Below are 22,471 nucleotides of genomic sequence, written 5' to 3'. Positions count from 1 at the left end.
TCTTGTCGCCACGCACCGCAACTGGCCGAGCAGCGTAACTTCGGGAACGAGCAGCGGCGCTGACGCAGGCAGCGGCGCTCACGACACCGTCGGTATGGCTTTCCTGGATCGAGCTGTACCTGTAAAGCAACAGACTGAAACATTCCCGCTGTGTCACTGTAACTGTCGCGTAACTGAACGGACATACCTTGCACACCCATCCTTTACACAGATTGGGGGCGGTAGTGCGCAAGAGCGTCTTGGTGGTGGCGGTGACGACCGCGGTGGCCTGTATGGCTGCCGCGCCTGCATATGCACAACAGGCCACGGCCGATGGCGCAACCACGGTTGCCAGCGGGGCAGCGGCCGCCATCGATCTGGAACGCATTGAAGTACGTGCGCAGCGCGAGGCGCAGATTCGCGCTGTTGAACTCAAGCGCGACGCCAATGGCGTGCAGGACGCGGTTGCCTCTGACTCGATGGGTGACTACCCGGACATGAATGTTGCCGAGTCGCTGCAGCGGCTGCCGGGCGTCAGCGTTACCCGCGATCAGGGCGAGGGTCGCTTCGTGGTGATTCGTGGGCTGGATGCAGCCTTGAACAGCGTCAGCATAGACGGCATCGCTATCGGTACGCCGGAGGATTCCTCGCGTGCAGCGCCGCTGGACGTGATTCCGTCCGAGTCCACCGAGCGCCTGCGGGTGATCAAGTCGGCCACCCCGGATATGCCGGGCGATGCCATCGGCGGCGCGGTGGTCGTGGAATCGGCATCGGCATTCGACCGTGATGGCCGCTCCTTGAAAGGCAAGCTGGAAGGCAGCCACCAGGAGCTTTCGGGCGAAACCAGCCCGAAGGCTGCATTCAATTACAGCGAAGTGTTTGCGGAGACCTTCGGTGTTGCACTGGGTGTGAACTACCAGAAGCGCACGTTTGAATCGGACAACACTGAAGTGGAGTACGACAACTTCAAGGGCGGCGCCGATGATGACCTGATGGCGGTCGAGGTGCAGCGCCGCAAATACACCATCGAGCGCGAACGCACCGGTGCCAACCTGAATTTCGATTGGCGTCCGGATGACGATAATCGCTACTACCTGCGGACCCTGTACAGCCAGTTCGACGATGCTGAAACACGGCAGCGCACGATCTTTGGCTTTGGTGATACGGACTCGATCACCGCCCTTGGCGGCGGCCGCTATCAGGTGGACGATCTGCCGGCTGACGCCATCAGCAAGCGCATGCGCTACCGCACCAAGGAAGAGAACACCTTGGCCGTCAGCCTCGGTGGCGAGAATCGTCTGAGCGGCGCGGTGCTGGATTACAAGCTTGGCTATACCAAGACCCGCGAGCGCGTGAATGACGAAATGGAAGCGCGCTTCGATTACGACGGTGGCGATATGTCGGCCACCCTCGACCAGAACAGTGGCATCCCGGGTATGAGCCTGAGTGACAGTGGCTGGATGGACAACAGCAACTATGCATTCGACCGCGTGGTGCTCTCGCCCAAGCAGATCGACGACAGCGAGCGCAGTGCACAGCTCAACATCCGCTTTGATGGCGACAACGCCAGCTACAAGTTCGGTGTGCTGGGCCGTTGGCGCGAGCGCGATGTCAATGTGGATGAGGTGGAGCTTAAGAACGGTCCGGCGGTTGATCTGTCCAGCTGGAATGGCAAGACACTGGATCATCGCGGTGGCAGCCTCGGCCAGGGCATGAGCTCGGCGGCGATGCGCGCCTGGTGGGCGGCCAACGGCAGCAAGTACAGCGCCAAGTCCGGCGACGTTGCCGGCAACAAGATGACCTCGCTGGAAGAGGACTACGTCGCCAGTGAAGACATCCTCTCGGCCTATGCAATGGGCACCTGGGACATCGGTGCGCTGCGCGTGATCGGTGGTGTCCGTGTCGAGAACACCCAGTTCAATGCAACGGGCAACGACGTGGATATCGCCAGCGACGGCAAGACCGTTGTCGTGACACCGCGTATCGCCAACAACAGCTATACGAGCGTGCTGCCGGGTCTGCATCTGCGCTACGACACCAATAATGATTGGGTGTTGCGCGGCTCGGTCAACAAGACGGTGGCGCGCCCATCGTTCGGTGACGTCTCGCCGCGTTTGGCCGTGAACCGCGACGACAAGGAAGCGCGTATCGGCAACCCGAACCTGGATCCGTACGAGTCCACCAATCTGGATTTCTCGTTCGAGCGCTACCTGGGCGACAGCGGCATCATCTCGCTGGGCCTGTTCCACAAGTCCATCGATGGCTACATCGTGCAGGTCGAGAGCAAGATCGATTCCGAGTACCCGGGTTTCGACGTGACCCGCTCGATCAATGGTGACAAGGCCAAGGTGTTCGGCGCCGAGTTCAACTGGCAGCAGCAGCTGAGCTTCCTGCCGGGCGCATGGGCTGGCCTGCTGGTTGGTGCCAGCGGCACCTGGCTGGATACCGATTTCGATCCGGGCATCGCTGACCGCGAGGGCGAGGACTTCAACCTGCCGCGTGCCTCCAAGAACATCTACAGCGCGCATATCGGCTATGAGTGGGGTGGTCTCAGTACCCGCCTGGCTGGCGTCTATCGCAGTGAGTACCTGGACACCATCGGCGACAGCCGTGCATTTGATATCTACGTCGCGCCGCATACCCAGCTCGACTTCAGCTTCGACTACAAACTGAGCAAGAACGTGAGTCTGTACCTGGAAGCCTCCAACCTGCTGGATGAGCCGCTCGAGCTGTATCAGGGCGTGTCCTCGCGCACCCTGCAGAACGAGGAATACGGCCGCACCTACGCGATCGGCGTGAAGGTGGCGCTGTGAGGGCCGCGCTGCTCGCCAGCGCCGTTGTGCTGGTGCTGAGCGCCTGCCAGCCGGTGCCGAAGTCCAGCACGCCGCCGACTGCTGCCGATCTTGCCGAGGGTGCGACCGCTGCCCCATCCACCTTGGTAGCCGAGGCGTTCCTGACGCCGATGACGCCGGCTGACAACATCGATTCGCCGGCCAGCTGGCGCGGTGCCGATGGCCGGCTGTGGCTGATAGCCACCGCCAAGGCCACCGACAAGCTGGTGGTGTACGACGGCCAGACCGGCAAGCATCTGCGTGACATCGGCAGCACTGGCACCGCTCTGGGTCAGTTCGACCGACCCAATGGCATAGCCGTGCAGGACGACCTGGTGTTCATCGTGGAACGCGACAACCACCGTGTGCAGGTGCTGAAGCTGCCGGATTTCAAGCCGCTGGGTGTGTTCGCCGGCAACGACCTGCGCAAGCCTTATGGCTTGTGGGTGAACCCGGTGCAGGGCGGCTATGACCTGTACGTCACTGACTCCTACGACGATGGCGAGGATGCAGCCGGCAACGACATCCTGCCGGCGCTGGAGCGTTTGAACGAGCGTGTGCGTCGCTATCACGTCACCGTCGCTGGCGGTGCGGTGCAGGCCAAGCTGGTGCGCAGCATCGGCGACAGTTCGCCCAAGGGCGCGCTGCGCGTGGTCGAATCGATCTGGGGGGATCCGGCCAATGACCGCCTGCTGATCGCCGAGGAGGACGAAACCTATGCCAGCGAGTTCAAGGTCTACAACCTGGCCGGTGACTTCAGTGGCGAGACGTTCGGTCGCGGTCTGTTCAAAGCGCAAGCCGAAGGCGTGATGCTGCGTACCTGTGGTGATGGCGGCTGGTGGATCACCACCGAGCAGGGCAAGCAGCGCAGTACCTTCCATCTGTTCGATCGCAAGACGCTGGCGCCGGTGGGCTCGTTCCACGGCAACACGGTGGCCAATACCGACGGTATCTGGAACAGCCAGCAGGTATCGGCGCGCTTCCCGCAGGGTGCGCTGTACGCGGTGCATGACGATCAGGGCGTGGTGGCCTTCGATTGGCGTGACATCGCCAAGGCGCTGTCGTTGCCGCAGGACTGCGGCAAGTGAGGGGGCATGGTTCTTTGAGGAAGCGGCTGCCGTTGGTCGTTCTGATTGGTGCAGCGTTGTTGGGCGCAGCTGGAGCGGTGGGGGCCGCTCCAGCTGCCGAGCCCAATACGCAGGTGCCGCCGGGGAGTCGGCACTACGCGGCCAGTGGCTTCCCGGACCGCGTCGTCGCGTCGCCAGCGCAGGACGCCAGCAGCGGCTTCGCGGTAGCGTGGCGTACCGCGCCGCTGGCTCAGCCGGCGCTGCTGGAAATCACCGTGGCTGGTGACTCGCCGGACATGGGCCAGGTGCAGCAGCTCACTGCGAGCAGCCAGCTGCTGCAGACCGAGAACGGCAACAGCCAGCACCATCGTGCGCAGATCGATGGTCTGCGGGCTGACACGCTGTATGCCTACCGGGTGCAGGGGCAGGGCACCTGGAGTGCATGGCAGCACTTCCGTACCGCCGCTGCCGCTGGGCAGCCGCTGACGGTGTTGTACTTCGGTGACACCCAGAACAAGAACCTCAGCCATGTCAGCCGAGTGATACGGCAGGGCTGGCAGACCGCACCGGATGCGCGGCTGACCCTGTTTGCTGGCGACCTGGTCAGTGGCGGTGACGGCGAGGATGACAATGAATGGGGCGAGTGGTTCGCCGCCGGTGGCTGGTTGCTGCCGGGCATGGCGATCGCACCGGCCGCAGGTAACCACGAGTACTTCGAAGAGTTCGAGGACACGCCGCAGGAACGGCGCGTGCTGGGCAAGCATTGGCCGCTGACCTTCGCGCTACCGGGCAATGGTGCGGCGGCTACTGCCAGTACGACCTACTGGTTCGACTATCAGGGCCTACGCGTGGTGGTACTGGATGGTACTTCGGCGCTGGATCTGGGTACTGCCAAGGCGCAGGCGACCTGGTTGGAGGGTGTGCTGGAAAGCAGCCGCCAGCCTTGGAACATCGTGGTTGTGCACCAGCCGCTGTATCCCTTGCGCGCCGAGCGTGACAGCTCGGTGCTTGCCAGCGAGATCCGCCCGGTACTGCAGCGGCACAAGGTCGATCTGGTGCTGCAGGGCCACGATCACACCTACGGCCGCCGTGCCGATGCAGGTGCGGCATTGCCGCAGTACATCTCGTCCGTCGCCGGTCCCAAGCAATACCGCTTGTCGCCGGAAGCGCGCGCGACGATGAAGCCCACCGCAGAGGACACGCAGTTGTTCCAGGTGCTGCGGCTGGACGACAAGGGTCTGCGTTACGAAGCGCGTACGGCAACCGGTCGTCTGTATGACGCCTTCCAGATCAGCCGCAATGTCGATGGCGGCAAGCAGTTCAGCGAGATCACCGAGGGGCGCATCCAGCAGCGTGATTGCCCGCGTGCGGTCTCGCCCAAGGGTCGCGACGACCGTTGCTGGGAGTGAGCAGATGAAGACGATGCAGACAGTTCTATGCGGCTTGGTGCTGGCGATGGCGTCACCGTTGTTGGCAGCTGGTGAACTGCTGCATCCGTTCGCGTTGCCGCAGTCAGACAATGCACCGGAGGAAGCGCTGCTGGTGGTGGAAATCCCCGCTGGCGGCGCGATCAAGTACGAACTCGGCGAGCACGGTGAACTGCGGGTGGATCGCTTCCTGTCGATGCCGGTGGCCTATCCGGCCAACTACGGTTCGATGCCGCAGACCTTGGCCGGCGACGGCGATCCGTTGGATGCGTTGGTACTGACCCGCTTTCCGATCCAGCCGGGTGCGGTCGTGCGTTTCCGTCCGCTGGGCGTGTTGCGGATGGTCGACAAAGGCGAGGCCGACCAGAAGATAGTTGGTGTGCCGGTGGATGCAGTCGATCCCAGCTATGCAAAGGTGCGTGCGTTGGAGGATCTGCCGGCGCTGGAGATCCAGCGCATCGAAGCGTTCTTCCGCGTCTACAAGCAGCTACCCGGTGGCGCCGACATCCAGCTAAACGGCTGGGGCGATGCCGCCGAGGCCAAGCAGGTGATACGCCGGGCACTGGCCGGCTACCAGCGGGCCAAGCCTGCGCGTTGAGCATCGAACCGGCTTCACGGCTCTGCTGCTGGCTTGCTCCTATAATGAATGCGGATTTGTCCCAATGCGTCATCGCGAGTGCCGGTAAGGCTGGCACCGTGATGACAGCACGTAGCAATGACGGCTCAGCCAAGGAGTATCGGCTGGGCGATAACGGCGGGCTGCCGCTAGCGGCAGGTGCCCAATCAAGGAGGGTGGTCATGCGCATTATGGGTAAGGCGTGGAACAAGCTGGCCGTAGCGGCCATGTTGTTGGCAGTAGCAGCGAGCGCGGAAGCCGCGCCGCCGTTGGAGGAGGAGATCGTCAACCCCAGCGAAGTGCTCTTTGAGAACGGCAAGGCCTACGCCGATACCGGTGGTGGGCAGTTGGAGCAGCTGCACAGCCGCAAGCAAGGCGGTGAGACGATCTATTACCGGCTGGTCCGCTACGACAACGAAAACGGTTATGTTGAAAATGACGGCGCGCAGGTGTTGGCGCAGACCTTCCGTACCGAATCGAGCATCGGCCAAACGCCGTATCGTTACTACGGGGAAGGCAGGCTATCGCGCCCGGATTTCTACAACAGCCCCTACAACCGTGATGCCCGCCAGCGCTATTCCGGGCCGGGTTACTTCGGCAGCTGCAGCCGCTATGACGGCTGCAAGGAAGTCCATATCGTGCCGCTGTGGCCGTATTACCGTGGCTATTGATACTTCAAACGCTTGATGCATACAAAAAACGGCGGCCTGTTTGGCCGCCGTTCTTGTTTGATGCATGGCATCGCGCTCAGGCGCTGAGTGCCTCAACCACGCGCAGCTTCGGGTGCCCCTTCGAGCGCTGCTGGTACTCCTGCTCGATATCGGCCAGACGCTTGGCGTTGGGGCATTGCAGCATCATGTAGTTGGCGTCGAAGTTGAGCTTGGCGACCAGGAAGTCGATGAACGCGCGCACCTTGGGTGATACCAGTCGGCCGCCGGCAAACACCGCATTGAAGTCGTAGTCCGGGCCGGTCCAGCCGGGCAGGATCTGCCGCACCATGCCGGATTCGACGAACGGCTTGGCCATCACATCGCTGCTGAGCATCAAGCCTTCGCCGGCCACGAGAGCGGCGTTCAGTGCTGAGGGGTCGTTTGCCACAAGCAGCGGATTGACTGGAAACTCGCGCATCTCGCCGCCATTTTCCGCCAATGTCCAGGTAAAGCGTTGGGTCTGTCCGTGATGGGTCTTGCGGATCGCCAGCGTGCGGTGGAACTGCAGCTCGTCAGGGTGCTTGGGCTCGCCGTGCACGGCGATATAGGCCGGGCTGGCGAATACCTGGGTGCGTAGGCTGCCGAGCTTGCGCGCGATCAGGTTGGAGTCGGGCAGCGCGCCGACGCGCAGTGCCAGATCCACTTCGCCGGAGATCAGGTCCAGGGTTTCATTGCCCAGATGCATATCGACCCGGATCTCCGGGTATTCATTCTGGAACTGGCCCAGCAGCGGTGCAATCCAGCAGGTGCCGATGGAGTACGGCACGGTGAAACGCAGCCAGCCGCGCGGGCCGGATTGCAACTGGCTGACCGCGCTCTCGGCTTGGTCCAGTTCGCGGGCGATGCGCTGGCAGTGCTCGTAGTAGACGGTGCCGGCCTCGGTCAGGCCCAGTCGGCGCGTGGTCCGATGCAGCAGACGTGCACCCAGCCGGGTTTCCAGCTCCTGCACCTTGCGGCTGACCGTGGTCTTGGGTTGGCCGAGCAGTCGCGCAGCGGCAGTGAAACTGCCCTGTTCGACCACTTTGACGAAGATCAGGGTGTCGTTGAGATCGTTGGCCATGGGGGGACTCTTGCGGCAGCGGAATTGTGCCGGCGACGGGATGATTATTCCCTTCAATCCGTACTAATCAAGTCTGGATTAGGGGCCTATCTTGTACGCCTGTATCCAATCCGGACATGCCGTCATGCGCATGCGCTCTCCCATTGCCCTGCCAACGCCACGCCGCGAACCCAGTTACCGCAATGCTTTGCCTTCAAGGTTGGCCTGCAATCAATTGAATCCATTGCAGTTTGAGTCCTTGCTTGGTGACTTGCAGGTCGACGGCCCAAGAGCCTCCCGGCGGCAGGGTGCCCCCTTGTTGCGGCGAGTTCTAGATCACTTTGTCCCATTGGTGGGCCAAAAATTTCCGCGAGCGGGACAGTGATCCTGCCGCAGTCAGTGCTGTTTCCGCCGGCCGAGGTCCCGTTGCGCAACAAGCCGCGCAGCGAGCCGCCGCCCTGGCGATGTTGAGCTCCGCTTTGTAGTCCTGAAATCCCCTGATCACCTCCCCCTTGGAGCACGAAATGAAAGGTATCTCCCCATCACCCACGCTGCGTCGCGTTGCCTTGGCAGGCATGTCGGCACTGAGTCTGGCCGTCCTGGTCGCCTGCAGCGGCGGCCACGCTGAGAACGCCGCGCCGCCGGCACCCGAAGTAAGTGTTGCGCCGGTGCTGATCAAGCAGGTTGCACAGTGGGACGAGTTCAGTGGCCGTATCGAGGCGGTGCAGAGCGTTGAGCTGCGTCCGCGCGTATCCGGCTACATCGACAAGGTCAATTACGTCGAAGGCGAAGAGGTGAAGAAAGGTGATGTGCTGTTCACCATCGACGCACGCAGCTACCAGGCCGAGTTCAACCGTGCGCAGGCCGAATTGAACCGTGCACGCACCCAGGCTGGCTTGGCGCGCAGCGAATCCGAACGTGCGCGTCGCTTGGCCGAGCAGCAGGCTATCGCTGCGGAAACCGCCGAGCAGCGCCGCGCCAGCGCTGATCAGGCCGGTGCGCAGGTACAGGCCGCGCAGGCGGCCTTGGATGCGGCGCGGCTCAACCTGGAGTTCACCAAGGTGCGTGCGCCGATTGATGGCCGCGCCGGGCGCGCGATGGTCACCGCCGGCAATCTGGTCACCGCCGGTGATGCGGCCAGTGTGCTGACCACCCTGGTGTCGCTGGATACGGTGCATGTCTACTTCGACGCAGATGAGTCCACCTATCTGCGCTATGCGCAGATGGCGCGCAATGGTGAGCGCCCGAGCGAACGCGATCAGGCCTTGCCGGTGAAGGTTGGCTTGAGCGGTGAGCAGGGCTATCCGCATGAAGGCAAGGTCGATTTCCTCGACAACCAGATCACCCGCAGCACCGGCACCATCCGCGTGCGTGCGCTGCTCGACAACGCCAGCCGTCAGTTCACTCCGGGCCTGTTTGCTCGCGTGCAGCTGTTGGGCAGCGGCCAGTTCCAGGCAGTACTTGTAGACGACAAGGCGGTGCTGACCGATCAGGACCGCAAGTACGTGTTCGTGCTGGACAAGGACAACAAGGCGCAGCGTCGTGATGTGCAGCTTGGTCGCAATGCCGAGGGCCTGCGCATCGTCGAACAGGGTCTGGCTGCTGGCGACAAGGTAATCGTCGACGGCGTGCAGAAAGTGTTCATGCCAGGCATGCCGGTGCAGGCCAAGGCGGTTGCGATGCAGCGCGTTGCTGCACCGGCCACCCAGGCCGTAAGCAGCATCAACTAAGCCGCCAACTACCTTTGCCGGCGTGGCTGCCGGTCGTGTTTGTCTGCTCCCGATGGGGCGGGCAGGGCGGCTGCAGCCTGACGCCAGCTTTTCCAAGGATTTGCCCATGGATTTTTCCAGATTTTTTATCGACAGGCCGATCTTCGCGGCGGTGTTGTCGATCGTGATCTTCGCCGCTGGCCTGGTCAGCATTCCGTTCCTGCCGATTGGCGAGTACCCGGAAGTGGTGCCGCCGTCGGTGGTGGTGCGTACCGTGTATCCGGGTGCCAATCCAAAGGTGATCGCCGAGACAGTGGCTACGCCATTGGAAGAGGCCATCAACGGCGTTGAGGGCATGATGTACCTCAAGTCGGTGGCCGGCTCCGATGGCGTGCTGCAGATGACAGTCACTTTCCGTCCGGGCACCGATCCTGACGAAGCAGCGGTGAAGGTGCAGAACCGCGTCGCGCAGGCGCAGGCACGTTTGCCTGAGGACGTGCGGCGCCAGGGTGTGACCACCCAGAAGCAGTCGCCGACCTTCCTGATGGTCGTGCATCTCACCTCGCCCAAGGGCAATTACGACACCTTGTACCTGCGCAACTACGCACGCCTGCACGTCAAGGACGGGCTGGCACGTATTCCGGGCGTGGGTGACGCGCAGATCTTCGGCGGCGGCGACTACGCCATGCGTGCCTGGCTGGATCCGGACAAGGTCGCCTCGCGCGGCTTGACCGCCAGCGACGTGGTGCGCGCCATGCGTGAGCAGAACGTGCAGGTGTCGGCCGGTCAGCTTGGTGCCGAGCCGATGCCGAACAGTCAGTTCCTGACCCTGATCAATGCACAGGGGCGCCTGCGCAGCGAGCAGGAGTTCGGTGACATCGTGCTCAAGAGCGGAACCGACGGTGAAGTAGTGCGTCTCTCGGATGTGGCGCGTATCGAACTGGGTGCGGGCGACTACACCTTGCGTTCGCAGCTGGATGGCAAGAACGCGGTGGGTATCGGCATCTTCCAGGCACCGGGTGCCAATGCGCTGGAGATCCGCGATGCGGTGATCGGCCGCATGGACGAGCTGCAGAAAACCTTCCCGGCCGACGTGAAGTACGTGGCGGTGTACGACACCACCATCTTCGTGCGCGATTCGATCAAGGCTGTGGTAACCACGCTGTTGGAAGCCATCGCCCTGGTGGTGCTGGTGGTGATCCTGTTCCTGCAGACCTGGCGTGCCTCGATCATTCCGCTGATCGCCGTGCCTGTTTCGATTGTCGGCACCTTTGCTGCGCTGTACATGTTGGGCTTCTCGATCAATACGCTGAGCCTGTTTGGCCTGGTGCTGGCGATCGGTATCGTGGTCGATGACGCGATCGTTGTGGTGGAGAACGTCGAACGCAATATCGAAGAAGGCCTGTCGCCGACGGCAGCCGCCCATCAGGCAATGAAGGAAGTGTCCGGCCCGATCGTCGCGATTGCGTTGGTGCTGTGTGCGGTGTTCGTGCCGATGGCCTTCCTGTCCGGCGTTACCGGCCAGTTCTACAAACAGTTCGCGGTGACGATTGCCATCTCCACGGTGATCTCTGCGATCAACTCGCTGACCCTGTCGCCGGCGCTTGCAGCGCGTCTGCTCAAGCCGCATGGCGCCGCCAAGGATGCGCCGAGCCGTTTGATCGACAAGTTGTTCGGCTGGGTGTTCCGTCCGTTCAACCGCTTCTTCAAGACCAGCTCGGAGAAATACGAGCGCGGCGTATCGCGCATCCTCGGCCGTCGCGGCGCGGTGTTCGTGGTCTATGCGGTGCTGCTGCTTGGCACCGGGGTGATCTTCAAGCTGGTGCCGCCGGGTTTCATCCCGACCCAGGACAAGCTGTATCTGATCGCCGGTGTGAAGTTGCCGGAAGGCTCGTCGATTGCACGTACCGATGAGATGCTGCGCAAGGTTGCCAAGATTGCCCAGGAAACCGACGGCGTCGCGCACACCATCTCGTTCCCGGGTTTGAATGCACTGCAGTTCACCAATACGCCCAACACCGGCGTGGCCTTCATTCCGCTCAAGCCGTTCAACGAGCGCAAGGGGCGTACCGCTGCGCAGATCAATGCCGAGATCAACCAGAAGATCGCCGGGCTGCAGGAAGGTTTCGCCTTCGCGATGATGCCGCCGCCGATCCTCGGACTGGGCAACGGCAACGGCTACCAGATGTTCATCGAGGACCGCGGCAATCTCGGCTACGGTGCCTTGCAGAACGCGGTGCAGAGCATGCAGGGCGCAGTCGCACAGACGCCGGGTATGGCCTATCCGATCACCAGCTACCAGGCCAACGTGCCGCAGCTAGATGCGGAGGTCGACCGCGTCAAAGCCAAGGCGCAGGGCGTGCAGCTGACCGAGTTGTTCGACACGCTGCAGACCTACCTGGGTTCGGCCTATGTCAACGACTTCAACCAGTTCGGTCGTACCTGGCAGGTGATCGCACAGGCCGATGGTCAGTTCCGTGACAGCGTGGAAGATATCGGCAAGCTGCGTACCCGCAATGATCGCGGCGAGATGGTGCCGATCGGCTCGATGGTGACCGTCAAGGAAACCTACGGTCCTGATCCGGTGCTGCGCTTCAACGGTTACCCGGCGGCTGATCTGGCCGGTGAGGCCGACCCGCGCATGCTGTCCTCGGCCGAGGCGATGAACAAGCTCACCGAGATTGCCGGGCAGGTGTTGCCGGCCGGTATGGTCACCGAATGGACCGACCTGAGCTACCAGCAGGCGACCCAGGGCAAGGCTGCCTTCATCGTGTTCCCGGTGGCGATCCTGCTGGCCTTCCTGGTGCTGGCGGCGTTGTACGAGAGCTGGTCGCTGCCACTGGCGGTGATTCTGATCGTACCGATGACCTTGCTGTCGGCATTGTTCGGGGTATGGCTGACCGGCGGTGATAACAACGTCTTCGTGCAGGTTGGCCTGGTCGTGCTGATGGGCCTGGCGTGTAAGAACGCGATTCTGATTGTCGAGTTCGCCCGCGAGTTGGAGATGGGTGGCAAGGGTATCGTCGAGGCGGCATTGGAAGCCTGCCGTCTGCGTCTGCGCCCGATCGTGATGACCTCGATCGCCTTCATCGCCGGCACGGTGCCGCTGGTGCTGTCGCATGGCGCCGGTGCCGAGGTCCGCTCGGTGACGGGTATCACCGTATTCGCTGGCATGTTGGGTGTGACCCTGTTCGGCCTGTTCCTGACCCCGGTGTTCTATGTGGCGCTGCGCAAGTTCGTGTCACGTAACGGCGGTGGCAAGCTGATACAGCATGGTGAGCCGACCATCCACCACTGATGGCAGGTGTAACTTCGTTGCGGGAGGCTGCAGATGTGTTGCCTCCCGCAGGTCCTTGCCACCTTCACCGGCAATGACGGTTTGAAATGTTATCGGGCTTGTATCAATTCATTCCCCCAAGGAAAAGCAAATGAATACCCAGAACACCAAAGTTGCCCTGGTTACCGGCGCCACCCGCGGCATCGGCCTTGAGACCGTACGCCAACTCGCCGCCGCAGGCGTGCACACGCTGCTGGCCGGGCGCAACTACGACACTGCTGCCGCAAAGGCGCAGGAGCTGCAGGCAGAAGGCCTGCCGGTGGAAGCCATCCAGCTCGACGTCAACGATACCGACAGCATCGCGGTGGCGGTTGAGCAGGTGACCCAGCGTTACGGCCACCTCGATATCCTGATCAACAATGCCGGCGTGCTGGTCGACGACCTGCAGGCTGGTGCCAGCGGTCAGTCGCTGGAAACCTGGCGCAGCACCTTCAACACCAATCTGTTTGCAGTGGTTGAAGTGACTGTGGCGTTCCTGCCCTTGCTGCGTGGCGCGCCGGCTGGACGTATTGTCAATGTGTCCAGCATTCTGGCTTCGCTGACCCTGCACTCCCAGCCGGGCTCGCCGATCTACGGCTTCCTGGTGCCGGCTTACAACGCTTCCAAGAGCGCATTGAACGCCTGGACAGTGCAGCTGGCGCATGAGCTGCGCGAAGGCCCGATCAAGGTCAACGCGGTGCATCCGGGCTACGTCAAGACCGACATGAACGGTGGCGAAGGTGAAATCGAGATCACCGAAGGCGCGCGTTCCAGCGTAGGCATGGCCTTGATTGCTGCCGATGGCCCGACCGGTAGCTTCAGCTACCTCGGCGAGGTGCTGCCGTGGTGACGCGTGTATTGGTAACCGCAATGGCCAGCGCCCTGCTGGCCGGCTGCGTGAGCGTTGGTCCGAACTACAAGGCAGCACCGGTTGAGCCGGTGAGCCTGCAGGGCGCGGCAGATGCCGCGTTCTCCACTGCGCCGCCGGTGGCCAACTGGTGGGCGCAGTTTGATGACCCGGTCCTGGGCCAGCTGGTGCACGATGCGCTCGGCGACAACCTCGATCTGCAGATCGCCATGGCCCGCGTGCGCGCCGCACGGGCGGTGTTCACTGAGCAGCGCCTGGATCAGCTGCCGCACATCACTGCGGGTGGTAGCCAGGATCGGCGCATGCAGCCGGATGCATCGCTGGGTGGCGAGCGTGTTTCCAGCGAAACCTACCAGCTCGGCTTCGATGCTGGCTGGGAACTGGATCTGTTCGGCAGGCAGCGCCGTGCGGCCGAAGCTGCACGCGCCGACCTTGGTGCCGAACGCGACAATCTGGCCGATGCGCAGGTCATGGTGGCAGCCGAAGTGGCGCGCAACTACTTCGAGCTGCGCGGATCACAGAAGCGGATTGCGGTTGCGCGCGACACGCTGCTCAATCTGCGTGAAACCCAGCGTTTGACCGAAACCCGGTTGGAGCTCGGTGCTGGCAGTGAACTGGATGTGCAGAGCAGTCGCGCCCGTTTGAAGGCGATCGAGGCCGATATTCCGTTGTTGGAAGTTGCCGAGGTGCAGTCGCGGCATCGCCTTGCCGTGCTGCTCGGGCAGCGTCCAGGTTCGCTGGATGCCTTGCTGCAACCACGTGAAGTGCCTGCGTTCGCCAAGGCATTGCCGCTGGGCGACACCAGCGACCTGTTGCGACAGCGTGCTGACGTGCGCATGGCCGAGCGTCGCTTGGCAGCAGCTACCGCGCGCGTTGGTGTGGCAACTGCGGATCTGTTTCCGCGCATCAGTCTGAGTGGTTTCGTCGGCTTTCTCGGCGGTGATGCTTCGGGTCTGGTGAATGGCAACAACAAGGCCTGGTCGTTGACCCCGTCAATCAGCTGGGCGGCATTCGACTTCGGCACCGTGCGGGCGCGCCTGCGTGCGAGCAAGGCGCAGGCCGATGGCGCAGCCGCCGAGTATGAGAAGGCGGTGCTGCTGGCCTTGGAAGACACCGAGAACGCACTGACCCGATATGCCAAGCAGCAGGCGCAGTTGGGTATCGTGGCTGAGCAGGCACAGGCCGCACGCAAGGCGGAATCGCTTGCGCAGCTACGTTATCGCGAAGGCTCCGAAGACTTCTTGGCGTTGCTGGACGCACAGCGCAATCAGTTGGCTGCCGATGATGCATTGGCGGCAGCAGAAGCGTCGGTGAATGTCAGTGTGGTGGCGGTGTACAAGGCACTGGGCGGCTGGGGCGGGCAACCAGGTCCCGCACTGGCGGTTACCAGCGTGCGTTGAGAGAGCGGGAGCTTCTGGATCTGCAAACAGAAACAGGCGGCCAATGGCCGCCTGTTTCGTTACACATCACAGAAAATCAGGCAGCGTCAGCTTGCGCTCGACGCGGGCCTTCAACCAGCGCACGACCAACCATGTCCACCAGCACGTCGAGCTCTTCTTCATCCATGCCGAAGTGCGGGGTGAAACGCAGCGAGTTTTCGCCACCGTGGATCACGTTGACGCCATGCATGCGCAGCCACTCTTCGGTGGAGCCGGCGCCATAGCACTTGAACTGCGGGGCCAGCTCGCAGGAGAACAGCAGACCGGTGCCCTGCACCTTGGTGATCAGGCCGCCGAGCTTGGCCTTGAGCGCCTCCAGCTTCTGCACGGCCTGCTCGCCGCGCAGACGGATGTTCTGGCGGACTTCCGGTGACAGGCGGGCGAGGGTGGCAACGGCCACATCCAGTGCACGCGGGTTGGTGGTCATGGTGTTGCCGTACACGCCCTTGCGATACAGCTTGGCAGCATGCTCGGTGACGGCCAGTACCGACAGCGGGAACTGCGCGCCGTTCAAGGCTTTGGAATAGGTCTCCATGTCCGGCGGGTCCAGCATCTCGTAGCCCGGGTAGTCGACGAAGGACAGGGTGCCGTGCGCACGCAGTGCGGCCTGGATGGAATCGATCAGCAGCAGGCTGCCGTGCTCGCGGGTCAGTTCGCGGACCAGCTTGTAGAAGCTGGCCGGTACCGCGCGGCCGGGGTCGCCTTCGCCCATCACCGGCTCCAGGAATACCGCCTCGATGAACCAGTTGTTGGCCTTGGCATCGGCAAACACCTTGCGCATCGCTGCTTCATCGTAAGGCGCAACGGTGATGACGCTGTTCTCGCCGCGGTAGCTGGCCAGGTGCTGGTCATAGGCCTTGCGGCTGGAGTCCGAGTACAACGCGGGACGGTCGGTGCGGCCGTGGAAGCTGCCCTTGATCACGACCCGTTTGATGGTGGCGCCGGCATGCGGTGCGCCCGGGTCGGTCTGCAGCTTGGCGTTGATATCGGCGATGCGTGCGGCCAAGCCGACGGCTTCGGAGCCGGAGTTCAAACACATGAAGTGGGTGAACGGACAGCCGCCGCGGCTGTGGCCGATCTCTTTCTTCATGGCCTGGGCAAAGCGGCGCTGGGCCAGACTTGGGGTCATGATGTTGGCCATGACCTGCGGTTTGGCCGCAGCGGCCATCACGTCAGCCGGGGTGTGGCCGAAGCCGAGCATGCCGTAGCCGCCGGCGTCATACAGTACGGCGCCCTTGAGCGAGACCACCCACGGGCCGCAGGCGGCCAGGGCGATATAGGGAACGATGGCATCGTCGGCGTAAAAATTGACGAAACCAGCCTGCATGGCGGCGATCTGGTCGTGCTCTTCCAGATCCAGCAGGTCGGCAGCTTCGTCCTTGATGCGGGTGTATTCGCTGGCGGCAGCGGCGATGGCGCCGGCCAGATCCGGGTGAGCGACGGCCAAACGTTCAACGCTGGCGTCGTCCAGGCCTGTGGTCAGGCGGCTGCCGGCGTGCGCGCGAAGCGGGGCGAGGGGGCCGAGTACGGTCATGCTCATCTCCAGAAGTTTCTTGTATATACCCATTATGTGGAGATTCTGGACATATGGCAGCTATGATCTCGACGGATTTTCGGGTAATTTCGTCGAATCGACGAAGCTGGTTCGCAATGTGAATATTTCTCCTGCCGACGAACGCCTGTTGTCCGTGCTCCGTGAGGATGCGCGCGCCTCCACTGCGCAGATCGCCCGCCGGCTCGGCCTGTCCCGGACCACAGTGCAAAGTCGCATCGACCGGCTGGAACAGCTGGGGGTGATTGCCGGCTATACGGTGCGTACCCACGAGGACTACGAACAGGGCCAGGTGCGCGCGCACGTGCTGATCACCGTACTGCCGAAGAAGATGCCGGCGGTGGTCAAGGCGCTGCGCGATATCACCGAGGTGCGCTCGCTGCATTCGGTCAGCGGCAACCACGATCTGATCGCGATGGTGGTGGTTGGTGGCGTCAGCGAGATGGATGTGGTGACCGATGCGATCGGCGCGGTTGATGGGGTGGAGCGGACCAATAGCGCGATTATTCTGTCTACCAAGTTTGAGCGCTGAGGTAGCGGGAAGCGTTGCTTTGGCGGAGTTTTGGCTCTGCTTTGGGTTTGGCTTTGGGTTTGGCTTTGGGTCTGGCTTTGGGTCTGGCTTTGGGTTTGCATTGGGTTTGGCTTGGTCTTGCTTCGCCCTTGCTCTACAGCCGTCATTCCCGCGAAGGCGGGAATCGCTCTTGCCTTTGCCTCCAGCTGTTGATTTGACGTGACCCGCGCGAACTCAGAGCCAGAGCCAAAGCCAAAGCCAAAGCCAAAGCCAGAGCGATTCCGGCCTTCGCGGGAATGACGGCAAAAAGCGAGGCCAGTGCCACAGCCAAAGTCCAAGGCACCACCACAGCCACAGCCGAAACCACAACCACAGCCGAAACCACAACCACAGCGACAGCGACAGCCTAAAAACCAGCCCGTCCGCCCGCGAGAGCTACAATAGCCGGCTCCCCGTACGAAGTTCCGGCCTTGAAGAAGTCCGATTTCACCTATGACCTGCCTGAGGAATTGATCGCCCAGGCTCCCTTGGCTGAGCGTTCGGCCAGCCGCCTGCTGCTGGTTCCACCGGCACCGGCGCCGTTCGATGACCGCCAGGTGCGCGATCTGGCCGAGTTGCTGCAGCCCGGTGATCTGCTGGTGTTCAACGACACCCGCGTCATCCCGGCACGCCTGTTCGGGCAGAAAGCCAGTGGCGGCCGCGTCGAGATCCTGATCGAGCGTCTGCTCGGCGGGCAGCAGGCGCGCGCGCAGATCGGCGCCAGCAAGTCGCCCAAGCCCGGTAGCCGCATTCAGCTTGATGCCGGCGGCGAAGCCGAGGTGCTTGGCCGCGACGGCGAGTTCTATGTGCTGCGCTTTGATATTCCTGAGTCGTTGGAATCCTGGTTGGTGCACGAAGGCCGCCTGCCGCTGCCGCCTTACATCCATCGTGAGCCGGGTCTGGACGACCGTGAGCGCTACCAGACGGTGTTCGCCAAGCAGGTTGGCGCAGTGGCTGCGCCGACCGCCGGTCTGCATTTCGATGAAGCGCTGCTGGCGCAGCTGCGCGAGCGTGGCGTGCAGTTCGGTCATATCACCCTGCATGTCGGCGCCGGCACCTTCCAGCCGGTGCGGGTGGATGACCTGTCCCAGCACGTGATGCACCGCGAATGGCTCAATGTCGGCGCCGAGCTGGTCGAGCAGGTGCGCCGCACCCGTGCTGCCGGTGGCCGCGTGATCGGTGTCGGTACCACCGTGGTGCGGGCGCTGGAGAGCGCGATGCGCGAGGGCGAGCTGCATCCGTATGCCGGTGAGACCCAGATCTTCATCACCCCGGGTTACCGCATCCGCAGCGTCGATGCGATGGTCACCAACTTCCATCTGCCGGAAAGCACCTTGCTGATGATGATCAGCGCGTTCGCTGGCAAGCAGCGCGTGTTCGAGGCCTATGCGCACGCAATTGAACAGAAGTACCGCTTCTTCAGCTACGGCGATGCGATGTTGTTGTTCCCGGCAGTTGAGGGTGCGGCTGTTTGACGCAGTGCACGGGCGGATCAAATGAGATAAGTTCTCATTTGATCCGTGTCCGGCCATCGTGGCCGGGACCGACGACCACTTCCGGAGTAATCCATGCGTCATCCGAAGCGTGCCGCCGGCCATCTGGCTGCCCTGTGTTCCCTCGTCCTGCTTGGCGCCTGCGCCAAGACCGGTGACAACCCCGCCTCTGCTGCCGCGCCGCAGAAAACTACCGCCGCTGGTGAGGTCAACCTCTACACCACGCGCGAACCTGCACTGGTGCAGCCGCTGCTGGATGCCTTCACTGCGGATACCGGTATCAAGGTCAACACCGTGCTGCTCAAGGATGGCTTGACCGAGCGGCTCGCTGCCGAAGGTGAGCGTTCGCCGGCCGACGTGCTGATGACGGTGGATACCGGCCGTCTGCTCGATGTGGTCGAAGCCGGCCACACCCAGGCGGTGAAGTCGCCGGTGCTGGAAGCGGCCATCCCCGCACACCTGCGTTCGCCGGAAGGGCAGTGGTTTGCGCTGTCGCTGCGTGACCGCGTGGTCTACGCCGACAAGGACCTGGACCTGACCGGCTTCACTTATGAAGACCTGGCCGACCCGAAATGGAAGGGGCGGGTATGCATCCGTTCCGGCCAGCATCCTTACAACACCAGCCTGTTCGCGGCGATGATCGCGCATGACGGTGCGGAGAAGACCGAAGCCTGGTTGCGCGGCGTCAAGGCCAATCTGGCACGCAAGGCTGCTGGCGGTGATCGCGATGTTGCACGCGACATCCTTGCCGGTATCTGCGATATCGGTGTTGCCAATGCGTACTACGTCGGTCGCATGAAAAATGCGGAAGAAGGCTCCGAGCAGCGCAGCTGGGGCGATGCCATCCAGGTGGTGCGACCGGTATTCGCCAGTGCCGCTGATACCGGCACCCACGTCAATATCTCCGGCGCCGCTGTCGCCCGTCATGCCCCCAACCACGACAATGCGGTGAAGCTGCTGGAGTACCTGGTCAGCGACAGCTCGCAGAGCCTGTATGCGCGCGCCAACTACGAATACCCGGTCAAGCCCGGCGTTGCATTGGATCCGGTCGTCGCCAGCTTCGGTCCGATGAAGGTGGACCCGCTGCCCTTGGCCGAGGTGGTTGCCAACCGCAAGCTGGCCAGTGAGCTGGTGGACAAGGTCGGCTTCGATAATTGAACCTTGCGGTTCCCGACGGGCTGGTGCCGTGCATGCGGTGCCGGCCTGTTGTTTTGTGATGGATAGTGCTTGATGACGTTGCGTTGGAATCCGTGGTTGCTGGGCGCAACATCGGTGGCGGTGCTGATGTTGGCGCCGGTACTGGGCCTGGCGTGGGCGGCCAGCTATGGCAGCGCCGGGCTGTGGGCGCATCTATGGGCCAATGTGTTGCCGATTGCGCTGCTCAATACCGGCCTGTTGTTGCTGGGCGTAGGCGTACTGGTCGTTGTGCTTGGCACTGGCAGCGCGTGGCTAGTGACGGCGTTCGCGTTCCCGGGGCGCAAACTGTTGAGCTGGGCATTGCTGCTGCCCTTGGCCGTGCCTACCTATATCGCCGCCTTCGCCTATCTGGATGTGCTGCATCCGCTTGGCCCGGTGCAGGGCTTGATCCGCGACCTGCTGGGCTATGACAGCCCGCGCCAGTTCCGTCTGCCGGATATCCGCCATCTTGGCGGCTGCATCGTGTTGCTGGGCTTCGTGCTTTATCCCTATGTGTACCTGACCACCCGCGCCTTGTTCATGACCCAGGCCGCGGGCTTGCTGGAGGCGGCACGTAGCCTGGGCGCGACACCACTGCAGGTCTTCTGGCGGGTGGCGCTGCCATTGGCGCGACCGGCGATTGCGGTAGGCGTAGCGCTGGCCTTGCTGGAAACCCTCAACGACATCGGTGCCTCCGAGTTCCTTGGCGTGCAGACGCTTACCGTGTCGATCTATACCACCTGGGTGAGTCGCGGCGATCTGGCCGGCGCCGCCCAGATCGCGCTGGCGATGCTCGGTGTGGTGGCGTTGTTGTTGACGCTGGAGCGCTATGGTCGGCGCCGCCAGCGCTATGCCAGCGTGCTGCGGCCGCGCCCGTTGCAGCCGCAGCAGCTGCGTGGTGCTCAAGCCTTGCTCGCATTGCTGCTGGGGCTGCTGCCGGTGCTGTTGGGCTTTGTGGTGCCGGCGGCCTATCTGCTCTGGGAGGCTGCGGAGCGCCTGCAGGGTGCCGGTATCTCGCCGCAGCTGCTGGTCGCGCTGTGGAACACGCTGAGAGTTGCGTTGTTGGCGACGCTTGCGGCAATGGCGCTGGGTCTGCTGGTGGCTTGGGCGCTGCGGTTGGCGCAGGCGCGGCGGCGCCAGGGCCTGCCCATGGCCAATAGCCGCACTGCCACGCTGGGCTACGCGATCCCCGGCACGGTGCTGGCGATTGGCTTGTTGCTGCCGTTGGGTGGACTGGATGCCATGGCCAGCCGATTGCTGGTGCTGCTCGGTGGTCAGCCACAGATGTTGTTGATGGGTTCGGTGGCCGTGTTGGTGCTGGCGTATACGCTGCGCTTTCTTGCGGTGTCGGTGGGTGGGATTGAATCGGGGCTTGCGCGGATTCCGCTGTCGCTGGATCAGGCCGCTGCCAATCTGGGCGAAGGTGCGGCGGGTATGCTGCGACGCGTGCATTTGCCGCTATTGCGCCCGGCCTTGGCCGCTGCGGCATTGCTGGTGTTCGTCGACACGATGAAGGAGCTGCCCGCCACTTTGGTGCTGCGGCCTATGAATTTCGAAACGCTTGCTACCTGGTTGTATGCCGAGGCCGCACGCGGGACGTACGAAGAAGGCGCGGTAGCCGCCTTGTTGATTGTCGTCAGTGGCTTGCCGCCGGTGATCCTGTTGGCGCGTGCAGGCGCGGCGTATGGAGTTGAAGATGCACGTTGACGCACAACTGGTACTGGACGGCTTGCATATTGGCTATCCCGTCGCGAGCGGTTTCAAGCCCGTGGTTGAGGGCTTGTCGTTGCAGCTCGGCCGCGGCGAGATCGGCTGCCTGCTCGGCGCTTCCGGCTGCGGCAAGACCACGGTGCTGCGTAGCATTGCCGGCTTTGAGCCGCTGCAGCAGGGCAGCATCGTGCTGGCCGGGCGGGAGCTGGCTACGCCGCAGCAGGCGCTTCCGGCCGAGCAGCGTCGGGTTGGGATGATGTTCCAGGACTACGCGCTGTTCCCGCATCTGGATGTGGCGGCGAACATCGGCTTTGGTCTACGCGGCTTGCAGCGTACTCAGCGCAAAGCCCGGGTGCAGGCCTTGTTGCAATACGTGGGCTTGCCAGGTCTGGAGCAGCGCTACCCGCATGAACTATCGGGCGGACAGCAGCAGCGCGTGGCCTTGGCGCGTGCCTTGGCGCCGGCGCCGGACCTGTTGCTGCTGGACGAGCCGTTCTCGAATCTGGATGTGGACACCCGTCAGCGCCTTGCCGGCGAACTGCGTGACCTGCTCAAGGCGGCCGGCACCACGGTGCTGATGGTGACCCATGACCAGAGTGAGGCCTTCGCCATGGCCGACCGCATCGGCGTCATGCACGAGGGCCGCTTGCTGCAATGGAGCAGCGCCCAGGCGCTGTATCAGACTCCGTCGGATCCGTTCGTGGCCGGCTTCATTGGCCGTGGCGCGGTGATCCAGGCTACGCAGCTCGGGATTGGTGGGGGCGGGCGGGTGCTGGTGCGACCGCAGAGCCTGCTGCCGGACCCCGCCGCGCCATTGCGCGCGCGGGTCGAGGCCGTGGTGTTTCGCGGACCGGGCAGTAGTGGCTGGGTGCGCCTGGCCGGTGGCGAGCGGCTGGAGCTGGATTTCGGCCCCGGCCAGCTGCCTGAAATTGGCGCCGAGATCGGCCTGGTCTGGCACGATCCAGCGCCGGTCCGCTTCGCTGACTGAC

General features: G+C 63.3%; 16 protein-coding genes. 14 read left to right on the top strand and 2 right to left on the bottom strand.

Going from position 1 to position 22,471, the window contains the following annotated elements; all coding sequences use genetic code 11:
• Window positions 1–272 precede the first annotated feature (272 nt).
• From ACVOLZ_RS11315 to ACVOLZ_RS11295, 5 genes are all read left to right on the top strand, one after another.
• A complete protein-coding gene (locus tag ACVOLZ_RS11315; RefSeq protein ID WP_481516234.1) occupies window positions 273–2,792 on the top strand; it encodes a TonB-dependent receptor in 2,520 nt (839 codons plus the stop codon).
• On the top strand, window positions 2,789–3,898 hold the full coding sequence (locus ACVOLZ_RS11310) for an NHL repeat-containing protein (protein ID WP_481516217.1): 1,110 nt from the start codon (window positions 2,789–2,791) through the stop codon (window positions 3,896–3,898). Before ACVOLZ_RS11315 ends, ACVOLZ_RS11310 begins: the two co-directional genes overlap by 4 nt.
• Window positions 3,899–3,930: 32 nt before the next feature.
• Window positions 3,931–5,286 (top strand): purple acid phosphatase family protein, encoded by a 1,356-nt coding sequence (locus tag ACVOLZ_RS11305; RefSeq protein WP_481516216.1) that lies wholly within the window; start codon window positions 3,931–3,933, stop codon window positions 5,284–5,286.
• 13 nt (window positions 5,287–5,299) lie between these two features.
• A complete protein-coding gene (locus ACVOLZ_RS11300) occupies window positions 5,300–5,902 on the top strand; it encodes an inorganic diphosphatase (RefSeq protein ID WP_481516233.1) in 603 nt (200 codons plus the stop codon).
• A 209-nt stretch (window positions 5,903–6,111) separates the two neighbouring features.
• Window positions 6,112–6,591, top strand: a complete 480-nt coding sequence (locus ACVOLZ_RS11295; RefSeq protein ID WP_481516232.1) for a hypothetical protein — start codon at window positions 6,112–6,114, stop codon at window positions 6,589–6,591.
• A gap of 76 nt (window positions 6,592–6,667) precedes the next feature.
• Here ACVOLZ_RS11295 and ACVOLZ_RS11290 read toward each other — a convergent pair whose 3' ends face one another.
• On the bottom strand, window positions 6,668–7,690 hold the full coding sequence (locus ACVOLZ_RS11290) for a LysR family transcriptional regulator (RefSeq protein ID WP_481516215.1): 1,023 nt from the start codon (window positions 7,688–7,690) through the stop codon (window positions 6,668–6,670).
• A 512-nt stretch (window positions 7,691–8,202) separates the two neighbouring features.
• On the opposite strand from ACVOLZ_RS11290, the gene ACVOLZ_RS11285 reads away from it, so the two are divergent.
• From ACVOLZ_RS11285 to ACVOLZ_RS11270, 4 genes are all read left to right on the top strand, one after another.
• Window positions 8,203–9,399 carry an efflux RND transporter periplasmic adaptor subunit gene (locus ACVOLZ_RS11285; protein ID WP_481516231.1) on the top strand — a complete coding sequence of 399 codons (1,197 nt, stop codon included), beginning with the start codon at window positions 8,203–8,205 and terminating at the stop codon, window positions 9,397–9,399.
• Between the two features lie 106 nt (window positions 9,400–9,505).
• Window positions 9,506–12,676 carry an efflux RND transporter permease subunit gene (locus ACVOLZ_RS11280; protein WP_481516214.1) on the top strand — a complete coding sequence of 1,057 codons (3,171 nt, stop codon included), beginning with the start codon at window positions 9,506–9,508 and terminating at the stop codon, window positions 12,674–12,676.
• A 130-nt stretch (window positions 12,677–12,806) separates the two neighbouring features.
• Window positions 12,807–13,544: an SDR family oxidoreductase gene (locus ACVOLZ_RS11275; protein WP_481516213.1), complete on the top strand. Its 738-nt coding sequence runs from the start codon at window positions 12,807–12,809 to the stop codon at window positions 13,542–13,544.
• Window positions 13,545–13,564: 20 nt separating this feature from the next.
• Complete coding sequence (locus tag ACVOLZ_RS11270) at window positions 13,565–14,962, top strand: efflux transporter outer membrane subunit (RefSeq protein ID WP_481516230.1); 1,398 nt, start codon at window positions 13,565–13,567, stop codon at window positions 14,960–14,962.
• Window positions 14,963–15,038: 76 nt separating this feature from the next.
• Here ACVOLZ_RS11270 and ACVOLZ_RS11265 read toward each other — a convergent pair whose 3' ends face one another.
• Entirely contained in the window at window positions 15,039–16,535 is a 1,497-nt protein-coding gene (locus ACVOLZ_RS11265) for an aminotransferase class III-fold pyridoxal phosphate-dependent enzyme (protein ID WP_481516212.1), read from the bottom strand.
• A gap of 118 nt (window positions 16,536–16,653) precedes the next feature.
• Between ACVOLZ_RS11265 and ACVOLZ_RS11260 the strand changes: the two genes are divergently transcribed.
• From ACVOLZ_RS11260 to ACVOLZ_RS11240, 5 genes are all read left to right on the top strand, one after another.
• Window positions 16,654–17,085, top strand: coding sequence for an Lrp/AsnC family transcriptional regulator (locus ACVOLZ_RS11260; RefSeq protein WP_282271858.1), 432 nt, complete (start codon window positions 16,654–16,656; stop codon window positions 17,083–17,085).
• Window positions 17,086–17,534: 449 nt separating this feature from the next.
• The gene (gene queA / locus ACVOLZ_RS11255) at window positions 17,535–18,578 is read left to right on the top strand and encodes a tRNA preQ1(34) S-adenosylmethionine ribosyltransferase-isomerase QueA (RefSeq protein ID WP_481516211.1); all 1,044 of its coding nucleotides are present in this window, start codon (window positions 17,535–17,537) and stop codon (window positions 18,576–18,578) included.
• Window positions 18,579–18,671: 93 nt separating this feature from the next.
• Window positions 18,672–19,754 carry a Fe(3+) ABC transporter substrate-binding protein gene (locus ACVOLZ_RS11250; protein WP_481516210.1) on the top strand — a complete coding sequence of 361 codons (1,083 nt, stop codon included), beginning with the start codon at window positions 18,672–18,674 and terminating at the stop codon, window positions 19,752–19,754.
• Window positions 19,755–19,826: 72 nt separating this feature from the next.
• Complete coding sequence (locus ACVOLZ_RS11245; protein ID WP_481516209.1) at window positions 19,827–21,479, top strand: ABC transporter permease; 1,653 nt, start codon at window positions 19,827–19,829, stop codon at window positions 21,477–21,479.
• Complete coding sequence (locus tag ACVOLZ_RS11240; RefSeq protein WP_481516208.1) at window positions 21,469–22,470, top strand: ABC transporter ATP-binding protein; 1,002 nt, start codon at window positions 21,469–21,471, stop codon at window positions 22,468–22,470. Before ACVOLZ_RS11245 ends, ACVOLZ_RS11240 begins: the two co-directional genes overlap by 11 nt.
• The last annotated feature ends 1 nt before the right edge of the window (window position 22,471 follow it).

It is taken from the genome of Stenotrophomonas sp. STEN020 (assembly GCF_056760195.1).
This window is presented reverse-complemented; position numbering and strand designations above follow the sequence as displayed.

Coding starts and splice junctions, on each gene's coding strand:
- ACVOLZ_RS11265 (WP_481516212.1), bottom strand. CDS start 16,535: ATGACCGTACTCGGCCCCCTCGCCCCGCTTCGCGCGCACGCCGGCAGC.
- ACVOLZ_RS11300 (WP_481516233.1), top strand. CDS start 5,300: ATGCAGACAGTTCTATGCGGCTTGGTGCTGGCGATGGCGTCACCGTTG.
- ACVOLZ_RS11240 (WP_481516208.1), top strand. CDS start 21,469: ATGCACGTTGACGCACAACTGGTACTGGACGGCTTGCATATTGGCTAT.
- ACVOLZ_RS11270 (WP_481516230.1), top strand. CDS start 13,565: ATGGCCAGCGCCCTGCTGGCCGGCTGCGTGAGCGTTGGTCCGAACTAC.
- ACVOLZ_RS11295 (WP_481516232.1), top strand. CDS start 6,112: ATGGGTAAGGCGTGGAACAAGCTGGCCGTAGCGGCCATGTTGTTGGCA.
- ACVOLZ_RS11280 (WP_481516214.1), top strand. CDS start 9,506: ATGGATTTTTCCAGATTTTTTATCGACAGGCCGATCTTCGCGGCGGTG.
- ACVOLZ_RS11290 (WP_481516215.1), bottom strand. CDS start 7,690: ATGGCCAACGATCTCAACGACACCCTGATCTTCGTCAAAGTGGTCGAA.
- ACVOLZ_RS11275 (WP_481516213.1), top strand. CDS start 12,807: ATGAATACCCAGAACACCAAAGTTGCCCTGGTTACCGGCGCCACCCGC.
- ACVOLZ_RS11245 (WP_481516209.1), top strand. CDS start 19,827: ATGACGTTGCGTTGGAATCCGTGGTTGCTGGGCGCAACATCGGTGGCG.
- ACVOLZ_RS11315 (WP_481516234.1), top strand. CDS start 273: ATGGCTGCCGCGCCTGCATATGCACAACAGGCCACGGCCGATGGCGCA.
- ACVOLZ_RS11250 (WP_481516210.1), top strand. CDS start 18,672: ATGCGTCATCCGAAGCGTGCCGCCGGCCATCTGGCTGCCCTGTGTTCC.